9 protein-coding genes are annotated in these 11,969 nt (G+C 64.0%); 5 read left to right on the top strand and 4 right to left on the bottom strand.

Translation table 11 applies throughout. The features are described from left to right. Positions 1-1,530, bottom strand: a complete 1,530-nt coding sequence (gene betC / locus P7F60_RS00915; RefSeq protein ID WP_277915821.1) for a choline-sulfatase — start codon at positions 1,528-1,530, stop codon at positions 1-3. A gap of 55 nt (positions 1,531-1,585) precedes the next feature. After that, a complete protein-coding gene (betI, locus tag P7F60_RS00910) occupies positions 1,586-2,170 on the bottom strand; it encodes a transcriptional regulator BetI (RefSeq protein WP_277915820.1) in 585 nt (194 codons plus the stop codon). A 147-nt stretch (positions 2,171-2,317) separates the two neighbouring features. Here betI and P7F60_RS00905 point away from each other — a divergent pair, with 147 nt between their 5' ends. The 3 genes from P7F60_RS00905 (at position 2,318) to P7F60_RS00895 (ending at position 5,953) form a co-directional block, all read left to right on the top strand. Further along, the gene (locus P7F60_RS00905; protein ID WP_277915819.1) at positions 2,318-2,875 is read left to right on the top strand and encodes an HdeD family acid-resistance protein; all 558 of its coding nucleotides are present in this window, start codon (positions 2,318-2,320) and stop codon (positions 2,873-2,875) included. 144 nt (positions 2,876-3,019) lie between these two features. Further along, positions 3,020-4,852: a GGDEF domain-containing protein gene (locus P7F60_RS00900; protein ID WP_277915818.1), complete on the top strand. Its 1,833-nt coding sequence runs from the start codon at positions 3,020-3,022 to the stop codon at positions 4,850-4,852. A gap of 81 nt (positions 4,853-4,933) precedes the next feature. Next, a complete protein-coding gene (locus tag P7F60_RS00895) occupies positions 4,934-5,953 on the top strand; it encodes an NAD(P)H-quinone oxidoreductase (RefSeq protein ID WP_277915817.1) in 1,020 nt (339 codons plus the stop codon). A gap of 99 nt (positions 5,954-6,052) precedes the next feature. On the opposite strand, the gene P7F60_RS00890 is transcribed toward P7F60_RS00895, so the two are convergent. Together P7F60_RS00890 and P7F60_RS00885 are read right to left on the bottom strand one after the other, a co-directional pair. Then, complete coding sequence (locus P7F60_RS00890; RefSeq protein ID WP_277915816.1) at positions 6,053-6,712, bottom strand: glutathione S-transferase family protein; 660 nt, start codon at positions 6,710-6,712, stop codon at positions 6,053-6,055. A gap of 115 nt (positions 6,713-6,827) precedes the next feature. Next, positions 6,828-8,192 carry a TIGR03808 family TAT-translocated repetitive protein gene (locus P7F60_RS00885; RefSeq protein WP_277915815.1) on the bottom strand — a complete coding sequence of 455 codons (1,365 nt, stop codon included), beginning with the start codon at positions 8,190-8,192 and terminating at the stop codon, positions 6,828-6,830. 266 nt (positions 8,193-8,458) lie between these two features. Here P7F60_RS00885 and P7F60_RS00880 point away from each other — a divergent pair, with 266 nt between their 5' ends. Together P7F60_RS00880 and P7F60_RS00875 are read left to right on the top strand one after the other, a co-directional pair. Then, positions 8,459-10,762, top strand: coding sequence for an EAL domain-containing protein (locus P7F60_RS00880; protein WP_277915814.1), 2,304 nt, complete (start codon positions 8,459-8,461; stop codon positions 10,760-10,762). Between the two features lie 196 nt (positions 10,763-10,958). After that, positions 10,959-11,969, top strand: coding sequence for a ligase-associated DNA damage response exonuclease (locus P7F60_RS00875; protein WP_277916485.1), 1,011 nt, complete (start codon positions 10,959-10,961; stop codon positions 11,967-11,969).

The raw sequence follows: 11,969 nt of genomic DNA, 5'->3' as shown, positions 1-11,969 counted from the left end.
TTATTCTCCTCGCGGATAGCGTTTGGATTCTTCGAGATTGTCGAGGTTCATGTGGTTGCGCATGTAGCGCTCGGAGGCGCGAGCCAGCGGCTGATGGTCCCAGGGGTAATAGGCGCCGTTGCGCAGCGCCTCATAGACCACCCAGCGCCGCGCCTGGCTTTCGCGCACGGCGGAATCAAAGGCTTTCATGTCCCAGCGCGCCTCGCGCCTGGCGCGGAAACGCCCGAGCGTTTCGGCATGAGCCGGGTCGGTCGCGAGGTTGGTCAATTCCTTCGGATCGGCGTCGAGGTCGTAGAGCTGCTCGGGATCGAGTTCGCAATGGATATATTTCCACTTGCCCTCGCGAATGCCGACCAGCGGCGCATAGGAGGCCTCCGCCGCATATTCCATCAGCACCGGCTCGGTGCGGGCAACGCCGTCGATCATCGGCACGAGGCTGATGCCGTCCGTCCACGGCTTGACCTCGTCCATGGAAATGCCGGCGAGATCGGCCAGCGTCGGCGTCACGTCGAGGTTGGACGTCGGGGTCGTATGCAGGCCGGGGGATATTCCGGGACCGGCGACCATCAGCGGCACACGCGCCGAGCCCTCGAAAAAATTCATCTTGAACCACAATCCGCGCTCGCCGAGCATGTCGCCATGGTCGGAGCAGAACAGGATATAGGTGTTGTCGAGCATGCGCGTGCGCGTCAGCGTGTCGACGAGTTCGCCGACCTTGTCGTCGAGATAGGAAATGTTGGCGAAATAGGCCCGGCGCGAGCGGCGGATATCCTCTTCGGTGACGTCGAAATTCTTGTAGTCGCAGGAGAAGATGATGCGCTGCGAATGCGGGTCCTGCTGTTCCAGCGGCATCGCGCCGACTTCCGGCAGCAGATGCTCGCAGTTTTCGTAAAGATCCCAGTATTTGCGCCGCGCGACATAGGGGTCGTGCGGATGGGTGAAGGAGACGGTCAGGCACCAGGGGCGGCGGCCCTGATCGTCGTTCTCGCGCGAGAGATGGTAGAGCTTCTGGTTGGCGAGGAAGGCGACCTCGTCGTCATATTCCATCTGGTTGGTGATTTCGGCGACACCGGCGCCGGTGACCGAACCGAGATTGTGATACCACCAGTCGATGCGTTCGCCGGGCTTGCGATAATCCGGCGTCCAGCCGAAATCGGCCGGATAAATGTCGGTGGTCAGCCGTTCCTCGAAACCGTGCAACTGGTCCGGCCCGACGAAATGCATCTTGCCCGACAGCGCCGTGTAATAGCCGGCGCGGCGCAGGTGATGCGCATAGGTGGGGATCGAGGAGACATATTCGGCGGCGTTGTCATAGACCTGGGTGCGGCTGGGCAACTGGCCGGCCATGAACGAGGCGCGCGCCGGCGCGCAGAGCGGCGACGAGGTGTAGTTGTTGCTAAATCGCGCCGAGCGGGCCGCCAATGCTTTCAGATGCGGGGCATGCAGAAAATCCGCCGGCCCGTCCGGGAAGAACGTGCCGTTGAACTGGTCGACCATGACGATCAGGATATTGGGTTTTACGTGGCTCAACGAGGTATTCCCTTGATGGATGGAGAGTGTTGCCGGCGATAGGATACGAAAAGAATCACGACGCCTTGCCCAGCTGCGTCGACAGGTAATCCTCCGTCAGCGCCACGCAGGTCTCTATCGAAAGCGGCGAGGCCCGCAACCCCTGGCGGATATAGAGCCCGTCGATCATCGCCGCCGTGCCTTCGGCGATCCGCGCGGCGTCCTCATCCGGGCAGAGCGTCTTCAGCGCCGAGACGAGATCGGAGCGCAGCCGGCGGGCATAGACGACCAGCAGCCGGCGCATCGGTTCCGACCGCTGCGCCTCGACATAGAAGGCGAGCCAGGCGGAAATCGTCTCCGGCGAGAACTGGTCGGCCTGGAAACTGATCCGCACCACCGCCGAAAGCCGCGCGCGTGGCGTCTCCGCCGCCTTCAGCGCCGCGACGACGTCGATATGCAACTGGCGCAGCAGGCTGCGGATCGTCTCGACCATCAGCCGGTCCTTGGAGCCGAAATAGTGATGGGCGAGCGCCGCCGAGACGCCGGCCTGGCGCGCGATCTGCGACATGGTCACGTCGAGCGAGCCGTGATCGCCGATGGCGCGAAGCGCGGCATCGACGAGCGCCTTGCGGCGGATCGGCTCCATTCCCAGTTTCGGCATCGGCCTTCCCCTTTTGCAGGCCAGGATATTTTTGATTGATCCATCAATCAATAAAAATTGCGCATCGGTTTCGATTTTTTGTAACCGAAATCTGCGGTTGTGCGTTATGTTGCCGATCCAGTGCTTTGTGAAAGATAGGGGCTTGCTATGACAGAGTTGGGTCGCGGTTTCGGACCATCGCATCTTCAGGTCAAATGGGGCTGGTTCGTCGGTATCGGCATCCTGCTGCTGATCTGCGGCGCGGTGGCGCTGGTGAACCTCATCGCGGCGACGGTGGTGTCGGTCTATTACGTCGGCATGCTGATGGTGATCGGCGGCATCCTGTCCATTGCCCATGGTTTCCAGGTCAAGGGCTGGGAAAGCGCCATTCTCTGGGCCCTCGGGGGTGCCCTGTATGTGCTGGCGGGCGTCTTCGCCTTCCTCAATCCGATCCTCGCTTCCGCCGCGCTGACGCTGATGCTGGCGGCGGCGCTGATTGTCACCGGCGTGGTGCGCGTCATCGTCGGCCTGCGCATGAAGGGCGTCTCGGGCAGCGGCTGGATCGTCTTCGCCGGCGTCGTCACGGCGCTGGCGGGGGTCGTCATCGCCATCGGCTGGCCGGTGAACAGCCTGTGGATCCTCGGCGCCTTCCTGGCGATCGACCTGCTGATGCAGGGCTGGTCGCTGCTGTTCCTCGGCCTTGCGCTGCGCCGCGCCGGCGGCTGAAATCCGCTTCGGATTGTCATCCAAGTTTCATATTGCGAAAACGTTTCCTTGACGATTTGCGGGCAAAAATCCCTTTGAAAACAAAGGGGGCATGTCCGGGAGCGCTTGGCAACCTGGGCGTGCGGAAACGAACAGGGATGAACGATGTCGGCCTTTGCCTCGGACGTGCAGCGCCTGCCTCCGATCGCCGCGGAGCATGTGGCCTCGTTGGCGAAACTTGTCATGGAATGTGCCTTCCAGCCAATCGTCGAGGCGGGAACCGGCACGGTTTTCGGTTATGAATCGCTGATGCGCGGTTTCGATCGCCTCGGTTTCCACACACCGCTGGAACTGCTCGACCGGGCGGAAAAATCCGGTCAGCTCCTGTCGGTCGAGCAGATGCTGTCGAGCCGGGCGGTTGCGAAGTTCGCGACCATCGAGAACTGCACCACGGCGACGCTGTTCCTCAATCTGGATGCGCGGCTGATCCCGCATGGCGACCTGCTGCTCGAAAGCCTGTTGCAGCACCTGCGCAAGAACGCCATCCCGCCATCGTCCATCTGCTTCGAACTGTCCGAGCGGGTCGACAATACCAGCGTGCCGGAATTCGCGGACCTGGTCGCGCGTATTCGCAAGGCGGGCTTCAAGCTGGCCATCGACGATTTCGGCGCCGGCCATGCCGAGATGAAGCTGCTCTGCGACTATCCCGTCGACTATCTCAAGATCGACCGCCATTTCGTCGCCGAGATCGACCGCCGCCCGCGCAAGCGCCACCTGTTCAAGACGGTCGCGCAAATGGCGCATGTGCTCGGCATCCGCGTCGTCGCCGAGGGCATCGAGACCGAGGCGGAATTCCTCGCCGCCCGTGAATGCGGCGCCGATCTGGTGCAGGGCTGGTTCATCTCCCGGCCCACCACCTTCCTCTCCGAGCTGAAGCCGGCCTATCCGCACCTCCACGATCTCGGCATCATGAAGCGCGGCCGCCAGCAGTCTCTCGACGAGATCCTCATCCGCAAGCAGGTCGAGCAATTGCCGGCGGTCTATGAAAGCGACAGCATCGACAGCGTCTTCGATCTTTTCCGCCGCAATCCGCAGCAGGCCTTCTTCCCGGTGCTCAATGCCAATGGCGAGCCGCGCGGCATCATCCATGAGCATCACCTGAAGGAATATATCTACCAGCCCTTCGGCCGCGACCTGCTGAAGAACCGGGTCTATCAACGCTCGATCTCGAATTTCGTCGATATCGCCCCCATCGTCGGCCTGGATGCCGATGCCGACCGTCTCACGGCGATCTTCGCCAACATGAACGGCTCGGACTGCATCATCCTCACCGACAACATGCGCTATGCCGGCGTCGTCTCCGCCGCCTCACTGATCAAGGTTATCAACGAGAAGCAGCTCAAGGTCGCGCAGGACCAGAACCCGCTGACCGGCCTGCCGGGCAATCGCGCCATCCGCGAATTCATGCAGGGCGCTGCCCGCGATGGCGATGAGACGCGCTTCTTCTGCTATTGCGACTTCGACAATTTCAAGCCGTTCAACGATCGCTACGGCTTCCATCTCGGCGACCATGCGATCTCGCTGTTTTCGGCGCTGCTGCGCCGCTATTTCTTCTCGGACGGCGATTTCCTCGGCCATGTCGGCGGCGACGATTTCTTCATCGGCCTCAGCGACTGGACCCGCGAGGAACTGACCGAGATTCTCGACCGGCTGCTCGGCGATTTCCAGAAGGACGTCGCCGATCTCTATCCGGAAGAAGACCGCCGGCTCGGCCGCATGATCGGTCATGACCGCGACGGCGCCGAGCGCGATTTCCCGCTGATGCGCTGCTCCATCGGCGTGCTGGAACTGCCCGATGGGCTCGTCATCGACGATATCGGCCGCGTCAGCGCCGCCATCGCCGCCGTGAAGGCGCAGGCGAAGACCTCGCAGGACGGCATCGACATCATGCGCTTCGGGCAGGCTCCGGAGGGCGAGGGCGAGACAATCGCGTCTTGACGCCAGCGGCAATCCGCCGGCTTTTCAAGCCGGGGCGCTTGCCCTATGTCGAAAAGACAAGCGAAAGAGGAGCGCCTTCCCATGTCCCAGTCCACCGCCACGTCCCTGCCGACCGAGATGCGCCATGTGGCGCTGGACGGGTTCGGCGCGCCGGACGTGATGACCGTCGCGCGCGGGCCGGTGCCGCAACCGAAGCCGGGCGAGATCCTGGTGCGGGTCGAAGCCGCCGGCGTCAATCGTCCCGATGTCGCCCAGCGCCAGGGCAGCTATCCGCCGCCGAAGGGCGCCAGCCCCATCCTCGGCCTTGAGATCGCCGGCGAGGTCGTCGCGCTCGGCCAAGGCGTCAGCGGCTTTGCCCCCGGCGACAAGGTCTGCGGTCTCGCCAATGGCGGCGGTTACGCCGAATATTGCCTGTTGCCGGCCGGCCAGGCGCTGCGCTTTCCCAAAGGCTACGACGCCGCGCGCGCGGCGGCGCTTCCCGAGACCTTCTTCACCGTCTGGGCCAATCTCTTCCAGATGGTCGGCCTTACCGAAGGCGAAAGCGTGCTGATCCATGGCGGCTCCAGCGGCATCGGCACGACGGCGATCCAGCTCGCCCACGCCTTCGGCGCGACGGTCTATGCCACCGCCGGCTCGAAGGAAAAATGCGACGCCTGCGAGAAGCTCGGCGCCGTCAGGGCGATCAACTATCGCGAGGAGGATTTTGCGGCGGTCGTCAAGGACGTCACCGGCGGCAAGGGCGTCGACGCCATCCTCGACATGATCGGCGCCGCTTATTTCGAGCGCAATCTTGTCAGCCTGGCCAAGGACGGTTGCCTGTCGATCATCGCCTTCCTCGGCGGCGCGGTCGCCGAAAAGGTCGACCTCACCCCGATCATGGTCAAGCGCCTGACGGTGACCGGCTCGACCATGCGCCCGCGCACGGCGGAAGAAAAGCGCCTGATCCGCGACGAGCTGCTCGAACAGGTCTGGCCGCTGATCGACGCCGGCCGCATAGCCCCGGTCATGCACGCCGTGCTGCCTTTCGATCAGGTGGCCGAGGCGCATCGCCTGATGGAAAGCAGCAGCCATATCGGCAAGATCGTGTTGAAGCTGGTGTAAGCGCGAAGACGTTTTTTTGGAATGAGCGGGCTTCCGCTTGTTTCCGTCTTCCCGGGAGAAGAGGAGGATTCCGGTGAAGTCACGCCTTCAGCAAACGCTTCAATCCGTTTCCTGCGCCCGGATCGCCATCACCCTTTTGAAAGCCGGGCGGGCCTGGCAGCGTGTCAGCCAGGCCCGGACCCGGGGCGCTGCCTCGAACATTGCCGACTGGCTCATGGCATATCGGAACACTTCTGCGACATTGAGGTCGGCGACCGTAAAGCGGTCGCCGAGGATATAGTCGCGGTCGGACAGATGTGCATCGAGCACGGAGAAGGGGGTGCGCAAGGCCACTCGGGCGGCGCCGATGGTTGCCTTGCCTTGGTCGCTGTCCTCGGCCTTGACGTCATAGGTGAGGATGATGCGCACCGCATGCGGTTCGACCTCGGTCGCCGCCCAGGTCGTCCATTGCAGCATCGCGCCTTCCTCCGTCACGGATTGCGCCGAGAGCGGGCCGGGATATTTGCGCGCCAGATAGAGGTTGATCGCCAGCGATTCGGTCATGACGAAACCGTCATCGTCGATGGCAGGAATGAAACCCATCGGATTGACGGCGCGAAACGGCGCGGAGGCAGTGTTGAACGGCGCGTCCGCCGCCAGCGGTTCGGCCACCCGCCGCGCCTGGACGACCGGCACGCTTTTCACCTCCAGCCCCAGTTCCTCCGCCATCCAGTAATTGCGTGCCGCCCTTGACCGGTAGACCCCGTAAATCGTCAGCATGTCATCCTCCCTGAAAATACCGCCACGACCTTATTGCGGAAGGGCATGAAGGGAAACCGGGACAAAGGGGTACAAACTGATGAAATCTTGCGATGAAACCCATCGGTACGGCACATCAGAGCCGATTGCGCTCCACGGTCAGATGCGAAAACCCATTTGCCCCCGATAGCGCCAGCTCGTCCGTCGCCCGGTCGTTCCAGCGGAAGCCGACCACGCCGCCATCGGGCGTTTCCTGGAGGATGTTGTCCGATATCAGCGCCGTTCCCGCACCCTCGACCACGGAGACGGCGATGCCGACCGGGGCCTGGCGGACGATATTGCCCGTGGCGACGATATTGCGCAGATACGGCCCCCAACCGAGCGACATGCCCCATTTCGGAGCATTCTCGATGACGTTGCCGGTCACCGACGTATCCGCCTCGACGGCGATGCCGAAACCGAAGCCAGCGCCGTCATGCGCGTAGGGGCCTGTCGTTTTCAGGTTGCGGATGACATTGCCCGCGACGCTCGCCAGCCGCCCGCCCTCGTTGAAATTGACGATCAGGATGCCGTTGGCGGCGTCGTCGATCATGTTGGCCGAGACGATGGCGCCCTCGAAGCCGAATTCGGAATAGATGGCGGTCTCGCCCGAGCGCAGGCACTGGTTCTGGACGATCTGCACGTTGGAGCCGGCATTGGAGCGGATCGCCGAAAAGGCGCAGTCGCTGACATGGTTGCCGCAGACCATCACCCCGTCGGCGCGAAAAATGTTGATGCCGTTGCCGTTCTGGCCGGTGCCGCCGTTCTTCGCGGCGATATGGGAGATGCGGTTGCCGCTGACCATGGTGTTGTCCTCGCCCTTGGTCCAGCGATGCACGAGGATGCCGCCATTGCCGCAATCGGCGACCGTGTTGCCGGTGATCGAAAGCCCGCTGCTTTCAATGGCATGGATGGCGGCGTCTCCCGCCCCGGTCAGGCGCGAGCGCCCGATGCGCCCGCCGCAACGCTCCAGCAGCACGGCATTCTTGCGGCTGCCGGCGATCTCGCAATCCTCGATGACGACGTCCCCGACGCTGCGCAGATGCACCAGCGCGCCCGCATAATCGCCGAGCCAGCGATTGGCGCCGTCGATGACGATGCCGGTCAGCGAGACATGGGCAGCGCCGTTGGCGGCGAACAGGTGGCCGTTGCCGGTATAGACGATGCGCGATGCTCCGGGCACGCCGATAATGCGGGCATTGTCCGGCAGGTCGATGTTGGAGATGCGGTAGTTGCCGGGCGGCAGGAAAAGCGGCCGGTTGGCGCCGGCCGCCTGTTTCAGCATCCGTGCAAACCGCCGGCTCTGGTCGTCTTCCGCCCCCGGCAGCAGGCCGGCGGCGGCGGCGTCGATCGAGCCGCGCAAATCCACCGGCGTGATGTCGGCGGCACCGGCGCGTGAAACGGGCGTTGCGGCCAGCGCGGCGGCGCCGAGGCCTCGCAGAATCGATCGTCGTGACAGCATGGCGGTTTGATCTCCTTGGTGAAAACCAAGCAGGAAGCGTGCCAGGCCGGCGTGTGCCGCTCCGGCACAGTGGCGGCGGACACGACCGGGTAATCGTTTTAAGGATAAAATGATTGTCGGCTGTTAAATCTCTTAGGTTGATTTAGCATTCTATTTGAAACCTGCTGGCAGACTGTGTTTAAACATGCATAAGGAAATGATCGCTAAAGTTACATGATCCGCGATAGGTTGCAGGCAGGGGCTTAAAGGCTGGGGAGCGGGCTCGAATGACGGATGCCGGAATACGTTGCGCCCGGCGGGCGGATGAGGGTGGCGACACCGACGAGACAACCCTTCGGCTGGTGGCGGCCGCCTCGACGCTCGCCCGCAACGCGATGTTTTCCGGTCGGATCGACGGCGACATCGCCATATTGCGCACCGTGCTCGACCAGATCCCCGACCAGATTTACGTGAAGGACCGGCAAAGCCGGTTTCTATTCGCCAACCGCGCCACACTGCTCGCCAACGGCGCCACGGAGCAGGAGCAACTGCTCGGCAAATCCGATTTCGAAATTGGCGATCGTGAATCGGCGGAAGGTTTCTACCGCGTCGAGCAGCGGATCATGGACGAGGCGGCCGCGCAGTTCGACATCGAGGAAAGCCTGCGCCGCGGCGACCAGACAAAGAGCTGGTGGCTGACGACGAAGATTCCGCTCACCGATGATCAGGGCCGGGTCATCGGGCTGATCGGCATTGCCCGCGACATCACCCAGCGGCGGCGGGAAGAGGCGATTCGCAGCGGCCAGTCGACCCTCCTCGAAATGATCGCCCGCAACGAAAAGCTTCAGACCATCCTCAAGACACTGGTGCTGCTGGTCGAATCGCAGATCGACGGGCTGAACGCCTCCATCCTGCTGCTGGATGCGGAGGGCGAGCGGCTGCATCTGGGGGCGGCGCCCAACCTACCTTCCGCGTATAATGCCCTGATCGAAGGCATCGCCATCGGCCCGATGGTCGGTTCATGCGGCAGCGCCGCCTGGCTCGGCAAACCGGTGGTCGTGTCCGATATCCTGCAGGACCGCCGCTGGGCGGATTACAATGGCCTGGCGCAGCTCTACGGTTTCCGCTGCTGCTGGTCGACGCCGATCCTGACGCAGCAGGGCAACGTGCTCGGCACCTTCGCGCTGTATGGCCGCGAACCGCGCGAGCCGACGGCGGTGGAGATGGATCTGGTCGCCATGGCGACCCATATCGCCGGCATCGCCATCGAGCGCCAGCATGCCGAGGATCGGATGCATTTCATGGCGCATCACGATCCGCTGACGGGCCTGCCGAATCGCTCCTTCTTCAAGGAAAAGCTCAGCCAGACGCTGCATCAGGCGAGGATGAACCGCCAGCATGTCGTTCTCGCCTATGTCGACCTCGACAATTTCAAGCGCATCAATGACAGCCTCGGCCATGGCGCCGGCGACGAGCTTCTGCGCCAGATCGCCGGCCGGATGCTGGAATTCACCCGGGCTTCCGATCTGGTGGTGCGCCTCGGCGGCGACGAATTCGTGCTGGTCTTCGCCAACCAGTCGCGTGGCGAGGGCGATATCCTGCCGCGCCTGCACCAGTTGCGCGCCAGCCTGTCTAAGCCGATGACCATTGCCGGAATGACGGTCTCGGCGACCTGCAGCATGGGCATCGCCACCTTCCCGGAGGACGGCGAGACCATCGATGCGCTGCTCGCCAATGCCGATGCCGCCATGTACCGGGCCAAGCAGCTCGGCCGTGACGGGCTGCAGGTGTTCAACGGCAAGGAAACGCCGGCCGCCATCGCCGCCGGCGACCGGCTGGAGGAACTGCGCAGCGCAATCGCCGGCGACCAGCTCTATCTCGACTACCAGCCGCAGATCGATGCCGGCACCGGCCGCATCCTCGGCGTCGAGGCGCTGGTGCGCTGGAACCATCCCGAACTCGGCGTGCAGCCGCCCGGCCATTTCATTCCGTTGGCGGAGGCCACCGGCCTCATCCTGCCGCTCGGCCTCTGGGTGCTGAAGACCGCGTGCCGGCAGAACAAGGCCTGGCAGGTGCTCGGCCTGCCGCCGGTGATCATCGCCGTGAACGTGTCGCCCAGGCAGTTCTGCGATCCGGCGCTGGTCGGGCAGGTCCGGCAGGCGTTGAGCGAGACCGGGCTCGACCCGCGCTATCTCGAGCTGGAGCTGACTGAAAACGCCGTGATGCAGGACACCGACAGCGCGCTCGCCACCATGCGCGCGCTGGAAGAACTCGGCGTGCGCCTGTCGATCGACGATTTCGGCACCGGCTATTGCAATCTCGCGGCGCTGAAGACGCTGCCGGTCAATCGCCTGAAGATGGACCGTTCCTTCATCGAGGCCCTGCCGCACGACGCCACCACCTCGGCGATCGCCTCCGCCGTGATTGCGCTGGCGCAAAAGCTGAAGCTCGGCATCATCGCCGAGGGGGTGGAGACTGCAGAGCAACTGCAATACCTGCGCAACAGCGGCTGCGACGAGGTGCAGGGCTTTCATTTCTCCGCTCCGGTCGATGCCGGCGGCATCGAGGCGCTGTTGCGCCGGGCGGGCTGAAAACCGCCGCCCCATCTCCGTCATGCCCTGCCTTGTGCCGTGCAGCTGCCGACGCCTGAGGGACGTATGCTCAGACCCTTGGGACATCTCAGGGATGACGCGGGTGGGGTGAGGTTTCGACAAGCGGAAGATGGAGGAAAAAATTCCTCGACGCCTGCCTCTGGCGTTCGCGCCGGCAGCCGCTACATTCATGCCAATGAGACCGGAAAAACTGCTGTTTCCCGCCCCGGAGGGCCTGTATTGCCCGGCCGGCGGCTTTCATGTCGATCCCGTCCGCCCGGTCGCCCGCGCGCTGATCACGCATGGCCATTCCGACCATGCCCGCGCCGGCCATGGCGCGGTGCTCGCCACGCGCCAGACGCTCGACATCATGCGCCTGCGTTATGGCGAGAACTTCTGCGACAGCGAGCAGGCGGTCGGTTTTGGCGAGGAGGTGTCGCTGAACGCTGTCCGGGTCCGTTTCCATCCGGCAGGCCATGTGCTCGGCTCGGCGCAGATCGCCATCGAAAGCGGCGGCACGCGCATCTGCGTCTCCGGCGACTACAAGCGCCAGCCGGATCCGACCTGCACGCCCTACGAGCCGGTCGCTTGCGACGTATTCATCACCGAGGCGACCTTCGGCCTGCCAGTCTTCCATCATCCCGATCCGCGCGCCGAAATCGGCAAGCTCCTGACATCGCTGAAGCAGTTCCCGGAACGCACCCATCTGGTCGGCGCCTATGCGCTCGGCAAGGCGCAGCGGGTCATCGCGCTGTTGCGCCGCGCCGGCTACGATGAGCCGATCTTCATCCACGGGGCGCTGACGAAACTCTGCGACTATTACCAGGCGCAGGGCATCGATCTCGGCGATCTGCGTCCTGCGACCGTCGAGCGCGGCAGCGGCGAGAATTTTCGCGGGGCGGTGGTCGTGGGCCCGCCCTCGGCCTTTGCCGATCGCTGGGCGCGGCGGTTTTCCGATCCGGTCACCAGTTTCGCCTCCGGCTGGATGATGGTGCGCCAGCGCGCCAAACAGCGCGGCGTCGAGCTTCCGCTGGTGATCTCCGATCATTGCGACTGGCCGGAACTGACCGCCACCATCCGCGACCTCGCGCCCTCGCAGGTCTGGGTGACGCATGGACGCGAGGAGGCGCTGGTGCGCTGGTGCGATCTCGCCGGCATTGCCGCCCGGCCGCTGCATCTCGTCGGCTATGAGGACGAGGGGGATTGA

The organism is Rhizobium sp. YJ-22 (assembly GCF_029601685.1).
Classification (GTDB): Bacteria; Pseudomonadota; Alphaproteobacteria; order Rhizobiales; family Rhizobiaceae; genus Metarhizobium.
Note: the sequence above shows the minus strand (reverse complement) of the source record. Positions and strands in the feature narration are given on the sequence as shown.

Coding starts and splice junctions, on each gene's coding strand:
- P7F60_RS00890 (WP_277915816.1), bottom strand. CDS start 6,712: ATGCTGACGATTTACGGGGTCTACCGGTCAAGGGCGGCACGCAATTAC.
- P7F60_RS00885 (WP_277915815.1), bottom strand. CDS start 8,192: ATGCTGTCACGACGATCGATTCTGCGAGGCCTCGGCGCCGCCGCGCTG.
- betI (WP_277915820.1), bottom strand. CDS start 2,170: ATGCCGAAACTGGGAATGGAGCCGATCCGCCGCAAGGCGCTCGTCGAT.
- P7F60_RS00900 (WP_277915818.1), top strand. CDS start 3,020: ATGTCGGCCTTTGCCTCGGACGTGCAGCGCCTGCCTCCGATCGCCGCG.
- P7F60_RS00905 (WP_277915819.1), top strand. CDS start 2,318: ATGACAGAGTTGGGTCGCGGTTTCGGACCATCGCATCTTCAGGTCAAA.
- P7F60_RS00880 (WP_277915814.1), top strand. CDS start 8,459: ATGACGGATGCCGGAATACGTTGCGCCCGGCGGGCGGATGAGGGTGGC.
- P7F60_RS00875 (WP_277916485.1), top strand. CDS start 10,959: ATGAGACCGGAAAAACTGCTGTTTCCCGCCCCGGAGGGCCTGTATTGC.
- P7F60_RS00895 (WP_277915817.1), top strand. CDS start 4,934: ATGTCCCAGTCCACCGCCACGTCCCTGCCGACCGAGATGCGCCATGTG.